Here is a 15,390-nt window from a genome sequence, read left to right as displayed (position 1 = left end):
GATTAAATGGTTGCTACACTTTTTCGGTTGGATCGAAGAGTTTCTTGTATTCCTCTAAGGCAAACCGGTCCGTCATCCCGGCGATATAATCGCAGATGACCCGTTCCCTCGGCTCCTCATGAAAACGAGCCTGAACCTCAGGGGGAAGGATGCTGGAATTTTTGAGATAGGTTTTGAAGAGATTTTCAATGATCCTTTGGGCCTTATCGGCCATCCGTTCAACCTTCCAATGCCGATACATCTTTTCCCTTAAGAATTTTTTGAGCTCGCGATTCTTTTTATCAAAATCCTCGCTGTAACCGACGAGTTTTGTCTTCGTACCCCGGACATCTTCCAAGTTTTTGATTCTCGAGTCCTGGAGGTTCGATTCTACCTGTTGGATCAGATCGGTCACAAAGGCGTTGATGATCCGTCGAACCACCTGGCGATTTTCGATTTTCGCATCGAAGGCGGAGGCCTGTGAGGAGTGGTTTTCGCGCCAGAGTTCGATATACTGAAGTGCCTCCAGATCGATAAGGCCGGACCGGAGCCCATCATCCAGATCATGGTTTGTATAGGCGATCTCATCGGCGAGGTTCACGATTTGGGCCTCGAGGCTCGGGTTTCCCTTCTTTTTAAAGTTCGCCTGAGGATTGGGTTGGTCATAGGTGGTCATATGTTTCGCGATCCCTTCCCGGACCTCGTAGGTCAGATTGAGTCCCGGAAATTCAGGGTAACGCCGCTCGAGTAACGTGACGATACGGAGACTTTGTCGGTTATGTTCATAACCTCCATGTTCCTTCATGAGCTGATTCAGCGCTGCCTCGCCGGAGTGCCCAAAAGGGGTGTGACCGAGATCGTGGGCCAAGATGATCGCCTCGGAGAGATCCTCATTCAGTTTCAAGGCCCTCGCAATCGTCCGGGCGATCTGTGCCCCCTCGAGGGAGTGGGTGAGGCGGGTTCGATAATGATCCCCTTCGTGGTAAACGAAGACTTGGGTTTTATATTCAAGCCGGCGGAAGGCATTGGAGTGGATGATCCGGTCCCTGTCCCTCTGAAAACAGGTCCGGAAGGGATGCTCTTCTTCTGGATAGTCACGCCCCTGCGATCCGGCGCTTTTCATCGCATAGGGGGCCAGAAATTCTTTTTCGTATTTTTCGTACTCTTCACGGGTTCGCATCTAATTCACCCCCAACTGCTTATGGATTTGCGGTAGGATCCTCGCCGCCGGACATTGAGCCCGGACTATCTTGAGCCAGCGAGAAATTTGTTCTGCTGATGGGACTGCCCTGAATTTTGCCGTGATCGAGGCCGGTTGCAGGATGAACGGGATCTTCGGATTTATCGAGGCGACGAGTGCTGCTGCCCGTTCGACATGGCGATCTTCCGTTTCCTGAGTCACCACCACCTTTATATAGACTTCCTTCTTAAGGGCCCGTCTCAGGAAGTCCTCGTGTTCTCGCCACCAGGGGTGCATCCCTGTTGAGGAGGAGAGCTTGATATCCATGCTGACGATCGAAACCCAGGGGAGTAGTTCGCTCAACTCCGGTCCATGAACCCCCGCTGTTTCGAGGAGGACCCTTTTCCCTTCGAGGGTCGGGAGCCATTCTTTGAGAAAGCTCACCTTTTGGAGTGGTTCTCCCCCTGTGATCGCAATCGTCTCCTCACTAAAGTCGGTCAGGATTTCATTCAATGCTGAGACGGAAACCGGATTCGGGTAAAGTTTAATTTTTTTTGAAAAAGGGGGAAATTCGACACGACAAAACCGATTTTCGACGAATGTGGCTGGCGTATCGCACCATTTACAGCAGAGTTCACAGTCCTGGAATCGGACAAAGAGATGCTGCTCTCCGGCATGAGTGCCTTCGCCCTGAAATGAGGAGAAGATTTCTATGATGTTAGCTTCCATGAACAGCCCTCACCTTGGAGCGTGCGGTAGCGACAGTTTCCATTTCGTTTTTCATCGTTTCGAGCAGGGAGATGGCAAATGTCTTTGGATCAATGGCGTAATCGGCAAGCCCCTTTGTTTTGACCGGTGTATTTTGCGAGGAGATATTGATTCCGTAGTGCATCAGGGTTGAGACCGGAGAGGCAGTGGCAATCGAAACAGAAAGTTTGGCTTCTCCATCGAAGAGATCATTTCCTGCCCGGATGAGCGTTGTCGTTTTCGCTCGATAAACGATCTCCTGCTGGACCAAGCTGACAAAAAGCCTCTGGAGGAGAATCGTTTCAGAGAGGTTTTTATCAAAAAACTCAGCGATGAAATGGAGCATCTTCTCACTGTAAATGGTCTTACCCTCTTTTAGGTCGGCGAGGTCGACCATATGTTCTGGCGAAACACGACAGCCACCGACAAAGGCGACCATCGCATTCCCGACGAGATTGAAGTTTTTAAAGATCCAATGAGGGGTGAGTTGGCTGCCGTCGTAGTTGATGGATTGGTCAACCCAGTAGATTTTCATAACTCTCGGAACGCCCTCAGCGATCTCTGACAGGACTCGCAAACACCACACCGCTTTTCCCCGCCCTCGTAACAAAACCAAATTTCGTTAAAATTGATCCCGAGCTCTTTCCCTTTTTTTGCAATCTCGACCTTTGTCATGCCTTGCGTGAAACTGGTGACCTTCACCTTGTTGAGTGTCGAGAACCAGAAGAAATCATCGGCGGCGCGACTGAAGGGGGCGCTGTTGTCAGGGAAGGTGATCCCCTCTTCGGCGTTGAATCCTGTGACGAGAAGAGAGGCCTCCAGGGCCTCGGCAAAGGCGGCGGCAATGTTTAAAAAAACACCGTTGCGATTCGGAACCCAGACCGCCTTGGCGGTCTGAAGGGTACGGTCAACATCGTCGAGCTCTTTTTCATTCAATATTGGGATCTTTTCTCTTCGATTCACGAGGGAGGTTTTCGTGATTTCGGCTAACCACCCAAGTGACATGATCCGGTGCTCTACGCCTAGTTTTTGTGCAACTTTTGAAGCAGCCCCGATCTCGCGTTTGGCCGCCCTTTGACCATAATCAAATGTCAGCGCCAGAATCGGTGTTGTTTTCTCTTTTGCAATGAATGAGGAGACGGTTGAATCCAAGCCGCCGGAGAGGATTAAGATTGATTTCTCCATTGGTGGATTCACTAGCAGAATTCAATTTGGCATTGCAAGGGGGGAGGGGGGAGAAACAACCCCGCCCGATTTCCCCAAGCGGTCAATCGGGCAAGGTTGCGGGTTATGTGGGTGATCCTAAGCGGCTTTCCGCTTGATCTTACTCATCCGTTTCTCCAGAGTGGTGATCCGGCGTGAAAGCCTGACCACATCATTCTGGGACGGAATACTTAAAACAGAGAAAACTTGTGATTGAATCTTGCCAACGACATCCTCAAGGTTCCTTTTCGCCTCTCGGATCAGTTGGTCCCGATTGAAGCTGCCAAACTGCAGCTCTTTTGCTCGGAGGATGACCTGATCGGCAACCTTTCGTAAGTCTTCGCCTTTCTCAGAGGCAACTGAGTAGATTCCTTTGTCTCGAATCTCTTCGACGATTTCAGAGATCTGTCCTTTGAGTTCACGAGACGACTGCTCTGTCTTTTCAACCAGTCGGCGGACCAGTTTTTCAGCCTCTACCTCCAGACGGAGGAGGAGATCGATTAACCCCTGCGCCTTCTGTGTTTGTTTGTTTTTGAGCTTGGCCATTTTGGGTCTCCTTTTTTATTTTTCGATTCTGATTCTCTTTTAACACGTCGCGTTAAATTGTCAATATTATTTTATGCGATGCGTTATAAAATATTAAATATATATTAAAATCAATAGGTTAAAAAATAAATCCCACAGATAAATCCCCCCACCATGGTCACCTGGATTTCATCTGCCCCCCTTTTTCAAAGTGGGGCGGCCCTCATATCTACGATGGGCAGGAAAGGAACCCCACTTTAACAAAGGGGGGTTGAGGAGTTAAGTGACTCTGATTTGAGGGGGGATTTATATTAAATTGATCTCTTTCAACACCAGTTGGATCGAATCAATTCCATTCCAATGATTTGTCTGGATGCCGAAGGCAATACGATGCAGAAGGCCCGATGAGGCCTGCTTGAGGTAGTGTCCAAAATCAAAACCGATTGTTTCTCGTTCAGCCTCGTTTTGAACCAGTTTCCCCTTCAAATGGTTTTCTCCGACAATCCGACAGGCGGAGAAGGATACCGGATGGGTCGCAAAAAGCGGTTCATGATTTCCGGGGCCGTAAGGTTCAAGAAGGGAGAGTTCATGGACGAGGGAAAAATTGATCTCCTGAAGGGAGATAAGGGCGTCAATACTCAAGCGGGGAGGGGAGGAGTTGAGGAGGGATCCGGTGACCTGATCAAAACGCTCTGAAAAGGTTTTCAAGTTCTCTTCCTTCAGCGTGATTCCTGCCGCTTGATGGTGACCACCGAAACGGACCATCAGATCCTTGATCTGTTGCAAGGCATTATAAACAGAAAATCCCGGCACAGTACGGGCCGAGCCTCTTCCCAACCCATTTTCAAGAGAGAGGACGATCGAGGGACGATTAAATTTTTCAACCAATCGTGCCGCAACGATCCCGACAACTCCAAGGTGCCATCCTGACTTGGCGACAACGATTCCATTTTTAGGCGAAGGGTTGTTGGCAAGCATCTGAAGCGCCTCGGTCAAGACATCCTCCTCAATCTTTTGTCTCTGGCGGTTCAACTGTTCGAGCTCATCGGCCAGAAGCTCAGCACGTTCCCAACCTTTTTCCAAAAGCAGCTCGAGGGCGAGGTTTGGATTGGCGATTCTTCCGGCGGCGTTCAGTCTCGGGATCAGGCGGAAGCTCACGGAGCCGATACGAAGAGGAGGTTTGGTTTGGGATTTTTCCAGCAGGGCAATGAGCCCGGGCCTTTTTGTCTCTGCGATCTCCTTGAGTCCTCCCTTGACGAGCAGACGATTCACCCCTGTGAGCGGGACGATATCGGCAATAGTTCCCAAACAGGCAAGATCCAGATAACGTCTCAAGTTTGGTGTGGCCTGAAACCCGCGTCGGCGTAATTCGGCCCTCAAGGAAAGCAGAAGAAGAAAAACGAGTCCGGCAGAACAGACTGGCTCCTGAAATCGCGAACCGGGGAGTTTCGGATTCAGAAGGGCAATCACAGGAGGGCGGGTTTCCGGCGTTTGATGATGGTCAATGACGATCACATCGATTTTTCTTTCCTTCAGGTAGGCGATTTCCTGATGGGCATTGGTTCCGGTATCGACGGTTACGAGCAGGGAGACCGGTTTTTGGGCCAGGATTTTTTTCAAGGAATCGATATTAAGCCCATACCCCTCGTCGATACGGTGAGGGATATGAGACTCGATCGGATGTCCCAATTCTTCGAAGAAAGAAAGAAGTTGCGCGGTGGCGGTGATCCCGTCGACATCGTAATCTCCGTAGACCAGGATCCGTTCCCTCTTCTGAAAGGCCTGGATCAACCTTTCCACGGCACGGTCCATATCAGGAATCTGGTCAAGATCGGGGAGGTCCTTCCAGTCGGGATTCAGGAATTTGTCAGCGAGATCTGGAGAATCAATCCCCCTTTGTATCAGGAGATGGGCGGTTAAAGGTGTAATAGACAACGCCTTTATGAGCTCGTTTTCCTTTTCCAGATTTCGGGGAAGGACTTCCCAGTCAGGATTTTCTGAAAAATTTTTGGATGCGAGGGCCATACTCTTTTAAAAAAATGTAACAGGGACTGGCGATAAAGATTGTTGAATAGGTGCCGGAAATCGATCCGATGACCATGGCGAATCCGAAATTTTGAAACTCTCCTTCACCAAAAATATAGATCAGGATGACAACGAGGAGGACCGTAAAATTGGTGATGATGGTTCGAGAGAGGGTCTCATTGATGCTTCGATTGATCATTTCGCGAAGAGGCATTTTTTCCATCTTTTTGGCATTTTCCCGGATCCGGTCGTAGACAACGATTGTATCATTCACGGAATAACCGACAATCGTCATGAGCGCTGCGACGACAGTAAGACTGACCTCGCGGCCGCTTAAGGCAAACCCTCCCAGAGTGATCAGGACGTCATGAATGAGGGCAATGATCGCACCCGGGGCGAAGGAGAAATCAAATCGATAGCCGATATAAATAAGCATCAGGAGCCAGGAGACAACAATAGCCAGGATTCCCTTCTTTCTGAGATCGGCCCCCGCCTTTGGCCCAACCGATTCCTCCTGTTCGAGGATGAAGTCGGGGTTGTTGAGGCCGGATTGAAAATTTTCCTGGATTTTCTTGGAAAGGAGTTCGAGATCTTCTTTCTCTTCGATCTTCACGACCACACGATTTTCCTCCGGTCGCCCCACCTTTTGGACAGAAAAGTCTCCGAGATCAAGACCCTCCAGGATTTTTCTCAAATCTCCCTCGGTGACCGGTTGTTGGAAACGATACTGAAGCCGGGTTCCCCCTTTGAAGTCGGTTCCAAAATTAAGACCCCTCCCAAAGACAAGATAGAGGGAGCCCCCCACCGCAATGACAGAGAGGAGGATAAAGAGCGACATCCTCGGAATAAATCTGAAATTGAATTCCTTGAATCCCAACATATTTACACACTCACCTTTTCTTTCTTCAGTCCCAGGATAACCCAATCCTGCAAGAGACGTGTCACGACGATCGCTGTGAAGAGAGTTGTCACGATACCGATCATGAGCGTGACGGCAAAGCCGCGAATCGGTCCTGTCCCGAACTGGTAGAGCACGACACCTGCCAGGAAGGTCGTGATATTTGAATCCAGAATCGCGCTCATCGCATTGGAGTACCCCAACTCCAGGGCCGAACGGGCCGATTTCCCGCCTCGCACTTCCTCCCTCATCCGCTCAAAGATCAGGACGTTTGCATCGACCGCCATCCCGATCGTCAGTACGATGCCCGCAATGCCGGGGAGTGTGAGCGTTGCCTGAAACATGGCCAGGATACCCAAAATAAACAGCATATTCAGCAGGAGGGAGATGTCCGCCAGAACGCCTGAAAGGCGATAGTAGATTATCATAAAGAGCACCACAAGGAGACCGGCGATGAGACTGGTTCGGACACCCATGCGGATCGAATCGGCCCCCAGAGAAGGTCCGACAACTGTCTTCGTCAATTCCTTCATGCGGGCAGGGAGGGCCCCTTCCCTCAAGACAAGCGTCAGGTCCTCAGCCTCTCGGATGAGCGATTGATAGTTAGCCATTCCGAGGGTGATTTGGGCCTCTCCCGATGGGATTTCGCTCTTGATCACCGGTGCCTTGCTGACATTTCCGTCGAGAACGATGGCAAGTCGTTTGCCGACGTTGGCCTTCGTCAGCTCTCCGAAGAGCTTGGTCCCAAGCGCATTAAAGGAGAGACTCACATAAGGCTCATTGTTTTGGACATTGACCTGGGCATTTTTCAACATATCCCCTGTCACCTCTGCCTTTTTCTTTAAAAGATACGGAATTCCCCCGACGATTTTTTTGGTAATCGCATCATATTGAACCTCAAAGAGGACCTCATCCTCGTGAGAAATTTTCCCCTTCAGGCTCTCATTGATTTTCAGGACGGTCTCTTCTGTGTAGTCGTCACCGAGCTTCAAGGACTCTCGTGCCTCGGCAACCATTTTTCGGACCTCTTCGTCGGGGACCGATTCATTGACAATCTTGAACTCAAGTCTCCCCGACTTTTTGATCAGATTCATCGCGCGTTCCGGATCGGACATCCCCGGGAGCTCGATCGATATCCGATTCGAGCCAAGACGGGTAATCGAAGGTTCCGTTACCCCATAGCGATCGATCCGGTGACGGATATTCTCCAGGGCCTGTTTGACCGCCAGCTCTTTTGTCTGGCGCAGGAAGTCTTCGGTGAAATCGACGAGAATGTTTTTTGGTTCGGTGGAGGCGATCTCTCGGAGGACCTGCTGGTAATTTTCTCCGATCCATTTCGAGATCGCCTGCTGGTCCTCCTCTTTTTTAAGGAGGATCCGGATCTGGGAGGTTTCCGGGACCCGTTCTGTTTTTTCCGGTGCGAAAGATTCCTGGCGAAGAAGGCGTTCCATTTCGCTCGCAATCAGATCGGAACGGTTCTTCACGGCATCTTCGAGGACCACTTCGAGCTCTACATAGATCCCCCCTTGAAGATCCAATCCGAGTTTAATCTCTTCCTTCGGGAAGAGAGCCGTATACCACGCCTCTTTCTCATGAAGGTGTGTGAGGGTAGGGATCAGAAAATAGAGTGATAGGAGGATCAGAAAGAGGGTAGTGCCGGCTTTCCAGCGCCAATTATGTGGCATCTTTTTGCTCTTCTAGGCAGTTGGTGATGGCTGATTTTTGACCTGGGACACCTGAAATTTATCAACCTTAATCCTGACATTTTCCGCAATCTCGACTGTCGCGATATTATCGGCTACAGCTGTAACACGACCATGAATCCCTGCGGAGGTGACCACCTCATCCCCTTTTTTGAGCCCCTGGATCATCGACTGATGTTTTTTCCTCTGCTTCGCCTGTGGTCGGATCATGAGGAAGTAGAAGATGACGAAGACCAGGATCATCGGGAGGAACATTCCAAAAGGCCCTCCGGGTGATTGCGGCTTCTGAGCGGGACTACTCTCCTGCGCGAGAGCGTTTGTGATAAAAATTTCTCCGATATTCTTCATAGTTTCCCTTTCGGATCGCCTCCCGAATTTCTCGGATCAGCGACAAGTAGTAGTAAAGGTTATGAATCGTGTTCAACCTTGCCGAGAGAATCTCTTTGGCAAGGTGCAGATGTCGGAGGTAGGCCCTACTATATCTCTTGCAAACCGGGCAAGAACAATTTTCATCGATCGGTCGTGGATCATCCTTGTACCGTGTCTGTCGAATCTGAACATCACCGCTGGAGGTGAAAAGCTGGCCGTTTCTGCCGTTTCGTGTCGGGACAACGCAGTCAAACATATCGATCCCGTAACCGATCATCTCTACGAGGTCTTCCGGGAGTCCGATTCCCATCGCATAGCGTGGATACTCTTCCGGGATGAGGGCGGCGGTCTCCTTCGCCATTTCACAGAGCAATTCTTTTGGTTCTCCGACGGAGAGGCCGCCGATGGCGAAGCCATTGAAGTTACCTATTTCAAGCAGTCTTTCGAGACATTCCTTTCGCAAGCTTTTGTACGTGCTGCCTTGGATGATGGCGAAAAGTAGGGGGTCGTCACCCGCCGACCCCAGCAGAACCGATCGTTTTGCCCAACTAAGCGTTACCTCCATCGACCGCCTCGCCTCGGATTCCGAGACAGGGTAGGGGGGGCACTCATCGAGGACCATCATGATATCGGAACCGAGCGCCCGCTGGATCTCGATCGCCTTCTCGGGTGTCAGGAAGTGTCTCTCTCCATCGATATGGGATTGAAACTCGACGCCGTCCTCTTTGAGCTTTCGGATCTTGGAGAGGCTGAAGACCTGATAACCACCGGAATCAGTCAAAATTGGTCTTTCCCAGCTGATGAACTTGTGGAGGCCACCCAGATTACGGATCAGTTCATGACCCGGCCGGAGCATCAGATGATAGGTGTTCCCCAGGATGATCTCAGCCCCTAAAAATTCAAGTTCATCGGACGAGACTGCCTTCACGCTGCCGACAGTTCCGACAGGCATGAAGATCGGTGTGGAAAAAGAGCCGTGAGGTGTCTCGATCTGGGTTATTCGAGGTCTAATCATCAATAAAAAAGCCCTCTCTGGTTAAGAGAGGGCTTTTATTCAGGCTTGCAGGTTTAATCAACTAGTCTCTTACACTACACGGGTCATCTGCCTGAGTGCAAAAGGCGCGACACTCCTGCTCCGACACATCAGGGCCGAATTGATCCGTGCAGGCCTTCGGAGGTCCATCGGCGTCATCCGGGTTGAAGGCATCCTGTTTTTCGAACGTCGGTTTGTTGATTGAATGCACGTTGGTGCAAGTGGTAGTCGAACCGCCTGACGTAGCGGAGAAGACCACGGTTGCTGTCGTAAAACCACTGTCGTAATTAATTGAAGTGATCGATGTGCCACTCCCCATCGAGAGCGAAACAGTACCGGTCGAGGTTCCATTGACCGTGAATTCAAGACAGGTATTGTCCGCGGTCATCACACAGTATTTCCCATTCGTCGGATCGATAGGGTCGACCCATAATTTATCCGGGACACTGGCGGGGCAGCCGCCGGAGGTCTTGACATATTCTCCACCACAGTTGCCGAAGTTTTTACCACCATCATCGGTAAACTCTTCGACTTCATCAAACTGCTCGGCCTCCATGCAGTTATTACCGCCCATTCCTTCGTTATCAAACAGCTTCTCCTCAATCGCAAAACATTCGCCGAAGGCCTCTTCCAACTTTTCATTGGTGACACTCGAGAAGTCGACCGTTTTGAAGTCACCGGAGCAATCCCAGTTCCTCTGGAAACCGAGGTCGCTGACGTCGGCGGTCAGCGCGCTCACGTTAAAATCAGCACACCGCGATCCGACAGTCGTTTTGGAGCAGGCGACTTTCAGGAAGGTTTGCGTGATTTTTGTTCCTGATTGTCCCTCATTGAGTGCGTTTGAGATCAAGAAGCATCCCGTATCGATATGGGTTACCTCTGCACAAGTTCCATCGGCGTTTGCCAGGACCATGGGGGCGTCCCGATCGGTGGTATCAGCTGGGTCGAACTTTGTATTCGGGCAGAGCCGGATCGTTTTATAGTTCGTCGCCGTGATATTACAATTGGCGCATTCAAGGTTAAAGTTCTTCAGGAAATTTTCAACATCCTTCTGGGCCATCCCCGGTGGGATCATATTTGCCACAGGCCAGGAGGGAGGTGCGCCTTTGAATTGGAATTTTGCGCAGCCATCGGTGGCGGTCAGGATCGCCTTCGCCTTTCCTTCAAATGATGTCGTGAAACCATCGAAGTCTGTATAACTCCCGCTGAAGACACCGCCGAGGACAAATTCAGTGGCATTCGCCTCGACGCTCATGCAACCGGTCCCCCAACGGCCATCCATGCAGGCAGTGACTTCCGCCTTGCCATCGGTTCCGGCATCAAAAAGACCGTCTTTGATCTTTCCAGTGGTCCCCAGGTTAATTGTCACATCGATTTTGCCTTTTTCCACCTCACTGCCGAAATCAGTAAATTGATGTCTGACACCCCCGGTGTAAATCGCGCCATCGCCTTTATAGTGCATCTCTTCTTCCAATGCTCCATTGAAGCAGAGGTCGCAACGGAGATCGCCGGAAAAAATCCCACACCGGGCCTTGATCTCTTCAGGGGCCCCTGTGTCGATTTCACCAGACTCACAGGCCTTCTTCTTTTCCGTGTCATCATCCGAAATTGTGTCACAGATATCTTCACCATCGGCCTGTGCCTTCAGACTTGGAGGGGCATCCTCGAATTCCATCTCCGGCTTGATCACGTAATAGTTGTAGACCTCATCTCCGATTTCGATCAGATCCAGTTTTTCCATCGCCTTGATGTAACATTTGGATATCTCCGCCTCCCCTGTGATGCGAATCGCCTCCCTCTTATGCATATCGGCCTCGCACCCGTGGCGTGAAAACCCTTCGGACTCGCTGATAGCGGTAGATTTCATTTTCAGAGCAGAGCTGGAGGAGGCTGATTTTAAACTAGGATCGAGACTACTGACGTCTGCTGAGGGGATCGTCTGAAGAGAAGAAACACTGGCGACGCCCGCCTCTGTTTCGCCGGTTCCACCATCAGTGGTTCCAGTAGTCCCTCGAGTCGCTCCTGTACTTCCGCAGCCCCAGATGCCGCCTGAGGCGCTGAGAGCAAGTAAAAGGAACATGACAAAATAACTTCCAACGAATAACGATCCTCTCATTTTAATAGTCATAGAATCTCCTTATATGAGTGAGGAATCTGCAAGAGCAGTTCCAAATTAAGAATTCATTAACTGGCTGAAACTACACCATAATCTGTCTCTGTCAATCTGAATCATGGGTTGAATTGGACCCGTTTTCTGTCATTTTGTTGACAGGTTGACCAAAGATCAAAAAAGGTCAATGTTGGGAAACATCATGGTTATCGCTTTCAAAAAAATCCTCATTACCTCGGGCCCCACCCGGGCCTCGCTCGATGCGGTTCGCTTTCTTTCGAATCGATCGACAGGGCGTTTTGGGACACTTCTGGTGGAAGAGGCGTTGCGAAACCGGATGAAGGTGACAATGGTCTATGGCAGGGGAAGTCAGACGCCAAGGTCTCACCCTCGACTACGATTGATTCCCATTGAAACAAATGACGACCTGGGGCGTGTCTTGAAACGAGAATTATCTAGAGGCGGGTATTACGCTGTCATTCATGCGATGGCAGTTCTTGATTTCCAGGCCTCTCGAGTCAGGAAGGGGAAGGTGGGCTCGAGGGGGGGCAAATGGACTCTCGAGCTCAAGCCGACTCCCAAAATTATTCAGAAGATCAAGGTTTGGTCTCCCAAGAGCTTTTTAATCGGATTTAAGCTGGAGGTTTCCGAACCGGTGACGCTCCTTGCCCATGCCAGACGCTTGATGAAGGAGTCGAAAGCCGATATGGTTGTCGGGAATTTTTTGACAGAGGGGGAGGATGAGAGGCATGCCGGTTATCTCGTCACCCGCCGTCAACAATTTGAAATCAAAAAAGTAACCGGCAAAAAAAAACTAGCCAAGGCAATCATGAATTGGGTTATAAAACAGTCATGAAAAAACTGATTCTTGTTTTGATAGGACTCGCGGTGGTCTCTGGAGGCTACCTCTTTTTTTTACGCAAACCTTCTCGACTGCTTCCCTCTTTTACAGCGAAGGATGCGGCGGACAAGACAGAGCAGGCGTCCCGTTTTCTTCGTGAAAAGGGGGAGGAGGGGTTGAAGCAGAAGCAGTATCTTCCCCTGATAAGGGTTTATGAGAATCTCCTGGTCAAATATCCTGACAACAATGATCTAAAGAAAAAGCTGGCAGATCTCTATGATCGAACGGGCCAGCATGAGAAGGCGGAGACTTTATTAAAGCAAAAGGCCCCGCCTCCTTGACGGAGACAGGGCCTTTTTTTCGTAATCGAGTCTTACCTTATGCTTTGCAATCGACACCCTTCTGGAGGCAGTAGCTGTCACACTGATCCTTTGTGACACTGGTGCCGAATTTGTCTGTGCAGGCCTTCGGGGGTCCACCCTCATCAGGAGGCTTCGTGGGATCGGCAAAGGCATCCTTCGCTTTTTCAAAGGTTGGCTGACTGAGCTTGTGGATTGCCGTACATGTTGGAGAGTTGAAGTTGTTGCCAAACCGGAATTCCGCCTGGGCAACGTTACCAGATCCTTCTGCACCAAACGAGATTCCAGCGATTGGCAGATGACCTGGCATCGTGATCCCGAGACCGGTGTTTGAATCTTCCTTGGCTGCTATTACGAACCCTGACAGGGTTCTAATCGTAAACTCCTCACACTTCGTGTCTGTCGGGATGCAGTATTTATTGGTTTTCACATCCACAGGGTCGATACGGATCAGATTTGAGGCTTGTGTGGTGGAACAGGTACCAGCGTCGGCAACACGCTGGTATTCCCCACCATACTTACCCATATCGCGAGGACCGGCATCCGCGATTGCGTTCACACCATTCATATTTTCTTCCTGATGACAGTTGTAGCCACCCATTCCTTGGTTCGAATTCCCCTTCTCCTGCAGGGAAAAGCACTTATCCATTGCCTTCCCCATCGCCTCGAAGTCGACCTTCGAGTCATCAGTGAAGTCAATTGCTGTAAAGCTGCCAGTACAGTCCCAAGACCTTGGGAACTCTATAGTCGGCTTGTCGGCAGCGATAGTGGTCATGTCAATATCCTTGACCACGCTGAAGTAAGTCGATGCCGAATCGGCGATCCGCTTGAAGGTCTGCGTGACCTGTTTCGCAAAATCTCCTGAGGAGGATCCATTCGAGATCGCAAAACATTCCGTGCCGATATGCGTGACCTCTTCACAGGTTCCATCCGCTTTAGCGGCGATCATCGGACAGTCATTGTCTGCACTGGCGGCCGGATCGAAATTCGGATTGGGGCAGACGTTGACTGTCTTGTAGTTTGAGGTGGTGAGGGCGCCGACCCCACAGATATCGAGGCTGATCGTCGACAAGAAGCCACCCAGTCGGTTGGCGTCAATATCGAACGGGACCATGTCTTGCAAACGCATTGGAGGTGGGGAACCGGTGAAGCTGAATTTCGCACACCCCTCGGTGGCGCTAAAGACAGCGTAGGTCTTTCCGACAAAAGTAGTCAGAATTTTTGTGATCGGATCCTTAAAACCACCACCGAAGCCACCCTTCAAGGTATTTTCTGTCGGTGTCGCGGTAAAGGTCATCTGGCCACTTCCCCATTTTCCGACCATCTTGGCGGTGGCGGTAGCGGAACCGTCTGTTCCTAAGCTCACATCCCCGTCAGTCACCTTCCCGTCGGTTCCAAGATCGACTGTTAAATCAAATGACGTTTTTTCCTCTGTACCGAGGAATTTTCCGATACGAACCATGTTCGCCGTGTAAACCGAGTCGCTGGCGGTATAAGTCCCTTCGGATTCGAGAGCCTCGGATCCATCAGGGCCAAAACAGAGATCGATCTGTAATTCATCTTTATTGGCACCCAGGTTTTTCCCAATCCGCATCTTGATGCTTTCTGCCATGCCTCCTCCGCCTTCTTCACAGGCCTTTTTCTGATCTTCAAATTCATCGGGGATATCACCACAGAAGGCCTCTTTATCATCAACTTCGGCATGTTTGGCGAGGGTTGGAGGTTGTCCACCACTGGGGGGTTGGCCGCCACTTGGAGGTTGTCCACCACTGGGGGGTTGCCCACCACTCGGAGGCTGTTCACCACTCGGGGGCTGTCCGCCGCCACTAGGAGGTTGTCCACCAGCAGGCGGCTGAGCAGCAGGTTCTTTTTTTGCTGCTTCTTGTTCTTCAAAATCCCCCATCTCATCTGGGTCCGGAGGTTTAATGCTATAAAGGACTACCGAACCATCCGGGATTTCAATCAGACCACCCGCCTCCATCGCCATCGGGTAACATTTTTCGAGTTCCACCTGAACACCCATCCGGAAGATCTCCTGCTTGTGCATATTCGACTCACAACCGGCCCGGGATCCCTTTCCTTCAGCTCGAACATTTTCAAACGCCTGGAGTCCGTTATCGACGACAACTGTTGCCGCTTGGACCGTGAGAGCTGAAGCCGATGAAGAACTCAAGCTTTTATCCAGACTGGAGATGTCGGCGCTCGGGGTGGTTCGAAGTGCCCCGACTGAGGCCTCGCCGGCGTCGGTGCTTCCATCTTCATCGTCGCTATCGGTCGTTGTCGTGCTCGCTTTCTTTGAAGAGCCGCAACCCCCCAATCCACCGACTGAGATGGCACCCCACAAGAAGAGGCTGGCGGTCAGACCGACGATCAATCCTCTAAAGGCGATTTTGTTTTTCATATATCCCCCTCCCTTTG

Annotated in this window: 14 protein-coding genes; 2 read left to right on the top strand and 12 right to left on the bottom strand. The window is 50.8% G+C overall.

Features of this window, described 5'->3' with window-relative positions; all coding sequences use genetic code 11:
• Positions 1-13 precede the first annotated feature (13 nt).
• From HYT76_06890 to HYT76_06840, 11 genes are all read right to left on the bottom strand, one after another.
• Complete coding sequence (locus HYT76_06890) at positions 14-1,159, bottom strand: deoxyguanosinetriphosphate triphosphohydrolase (GenBank protein ID MBI2083281.1); 1,146 nt, start codon at positions 1,157-1,159, stop codon at positions 14-16.
• Positions 1,160-1,888, bottom strand: a complete 729-nt coding sequence (locus HYT76_06885) for a 7-carboxy-7-deazaguanine synthase QueE (protein MBI2083280.1) — start codon at positions 1,886-1,888, stop codon at positions 1,160-1,162.
• Positions 1,878-2,441, bottom strand: a complete 564-nt coding sequence (locus HYT76_06880) for a DUF366 family protein (protein MBI2083279.1) — start codon at positions 2,439-2,441, stop codon at positions 1,878-1,880. The genes HYT76_06885 and HYT76_06880 overlap by 11 nt, the downstream gene beginning before the upstream one ends.
• A complete protein-coding gene (gene queC / locus HYT76_06875) occupies positions 2,438-3,091 on the bottom strand; it encodes a 7-cyano-7-deazaguanine synthase QueC (GenBank protein MBI2083278.1) in 654 nt (217 codons plus the stop codon). The genes HYT76_06880 and queC overlap by 4 nt, the downstream gene beginning before the upstream one ends.
• A gap of 117 nt (positions 3,092-3,208) precedes the next feature.
• Positions 3,209-3,655 carry a hypothetical protein gene (locus HYT76_06870; protein ID MBI2083277.1) on the bottom strand — a complete coding sequence of 149 codons (447 nt, stop codon included), beginning with the start codon at positions 3,653-3,655 and terminating at the stop codon, positions 3,209-3,211.
• Positions 3,656-3,940: 285 nt separating this feature from the next.
• Complete coding sequence (gene recJ, locus HYT76_06865; protein ID MBI2083276.1) at positions 3,941-5,659, bottom strand: single-stranded-DNA-specific exonuclease RecJ; 1,719 nt, start codon at positions 5,657-5,659, stop codon at positions 3,941-3,943.
• Positions 5,622-6,539 (bottom strand): protein translocase subunit SecF, encoded by a 918-nt coding sequence (secF, locus tag HYT76_06860; GenBank protein ID MBI2083275.1) that lies wholly within the window; start codon positions 6,537-6,539, stop codon positions 5,622-5,624. Before secF ends, recJ begins: the two co-directional genes overlap by 38 nt.
• Before the next feature lie 2 nt (positions 6,540-6,541).
• Positions 6,542-8,242: a protein translocase subunit SecD gene (gene secD, locus HYT76_06855; protein MBI2083274.1), complete on the bottom strand. Its 1,701-nt coding sequence runs from the start codon at positions 8,240-8,242 to the stop codon at positions 6,542-6,544.
• 12 nt (positions 8,243-8,254) lie between these two features.
• Entirely contained in the window at positions 8,255-8,608 is a 354-nt protein-coding gene (yajC, locus tag HYT76_06850) for a preprotein translocase subunit YajC (protein ID MBI2083273.1), read from the bottom strand.
• On the bottom strand, positions 8,556-9,644 hold the full coding sequence (gene tgt, locus HYT76_06845; protein ID MBI2083272.1) for a tRNA guanosine(34) transglycosylase Tgt: 1,089 nt from the start codon (positions 9,642-9,644) through the stop codon (positions 8,556-8,558). The genes yajC and tgt overlap by 53 nt, the downstream gene beginning before the upstream one ends.
• Positions 9,645-9,705: 61 nt before the next feature.
• Positions 9,706-11,790 (bottom strand): hypothetical protein, encoded by a 2,085-nt coding sequence (locus tag HYT76_06840; protein MBI2083271.1) that lies wholly within the window; start codon positions 11,788-11,790, stop codon positions 9,706-9,708.
• A gap of 184 nt (positions 11,791-11,974) precedes the next feature.
• Between HYT76_06840 and HYT76_06835 the strand changes: the two genes are divergently transcribed.
• Together HYT76_06835 and HYT76_06830 are read left to right on the top strand one after the other, a co-directional pair.
• Entirely contained in the window at positions 11,975-12,628 is a 654-nt protein-coding gene (locus tag HYT76_06835) for a hypothetical protein (GenBank protein MBI2083270.1), read from the top strand.
• Positions 12,625-12,954 (top strand): tetratricopeptide repeat protein, encoded by a 330-nt coding sequence (locus tag HYT76_06830; protein MBI2083269.1) that lies wholly within the window; start codon positions 12,625-12,627, stop codon positions 12,952-12,954. Before HYT76_06835 ends, HYT76_06830 begins: the two co-directional genes overlap by 4 nt.
• Positions 12,955-12,991: 37 nt before the next feature.
• Here HYT76_06830 and HYT76_06825 read toward each other — a convergent pair whose 3' ends face one another.
• Complete coding sequence (locus HYT76_06825; GenBank protein ID MBI2083268.1) at positions 12,992-15,373, bottom strand: hypothetical protein; 2,382 nt, start codon at positions 15,371-15,373, stop codon at positions 12,992-12,994.
• Between the last annotated feature and the right edge of the window lie 17 nt (positions 15,374-15,390).

This window comes from Deltaproteobacteria bacterium (assembly GCA_016180845.1).
GTDB lineage: Bacteria > UBA10199 > UBA10199 > JACPAL01 > JACPAL01 > JACPAK01.
The sequence above is the reverse complement of the archived record's forward strand: the minus strand, read 5'-3'. Positions and strand labels throughout refer to the sequence as shown.

Excerpts from the sequence above, each read along its gene's own strand:
- tgt (MBI2083272.1), bottom strand. The coding sequence starts at position 9,644 with ATGATTAGACCTCGAATAACCCAGATCGAGACACCTCACGGCTCTTTT.
- secD (MBI2083274.1), bottom strand. The coding sequence starts at position 8,242 with ATGCCACATAATTGGCGCTGGAAAGCCGGCACTACCCTCTTTCTGATC.
- queC (MBI2083278.1), bottom strand. The coding sequence starts at position 3,091 with ATGGAGAAATCAATCTTAATCCTCTCCGGCGGCTTGGATTCAACCGTC.
- recJ (MBI2083276.1), bottom strand. The coding sequence starts at position 5,659 with ATGGCCCTCGCATCCAAAAATTTTTCAGAAAATCCTGACTGGGAAGTC.
- HYT76_06835 (MBI2083270.1), top strand. The coding sequence starts at position 11,975 with ATGGTTATCGCTTTCAAAAAAATCCTCATTACCTCGGGCCCCACCCGG.
- HYT76_06825 (MBI2083268.1), bottom strand. The coding sequence starts at position 15,373 with ATGAAAAACAAAATCGCCTTTAGAGGATTGATCGTCGGTCTGACCGCC.
- HYT76_06840 (MBI2083271.1), bottom strand. The coding sequence starts at position 11,790 with ATGACTATTAAAATGAGAGGATCGTTATTCGTTGGAAGTTATTTTGTC.
- HYT76_06890 (MBI2083281.1), bottom strand. The coding sequence starts at position 1,159 with ATGCGAACCCGTGAAGAGTACGAAAAATACGAAAAAGAATTTCTGGCC.
- HYT76_06885 (MBI2083280.1), bottom strand. The coding sequence starts at position 1,888 with ATGGAAGCTAACATCATAGAAATCTTCTCCTCATTTCAGGGCGAAGGC.
- HYT76_06880 (MBI2083279.1), bottom strand. The coding sequence starts at position 2,441 with ATGAAAATCTACTGGGTTGACCAATCCATCAACTACGACGGCAGCCAA.
- secF (MBI2083275.1), bottom strand. The coding sequence starts at position 6,539 with ATGTTGGGATTCAAGGAATTCAATTTCAGATTTATTCCGAGGATGTCG.
- yajC (MBI2083273.1), bottom strand. The coding sequence starts at position 8,608 with ATGAAGAATATCGGAGAAATTTTTATCACAAACGCTCTCGCGCAGGAG.
- HYT76_06830 (MBI2083269.1), top strand. The coding sequence starts at position 12,625 with ATGAAAAAACTGATTCTTGTTTTGATAGGACTCGCGGTGGTCTCTGGA.
- HYT76_06870 (MBI2083277.1), bottom strand. The coding sequence starts at position 3,655 with ATGGCCAAGCTCAAAAACAAACAAACACAGAAGGCGCAGGGGTTAATC.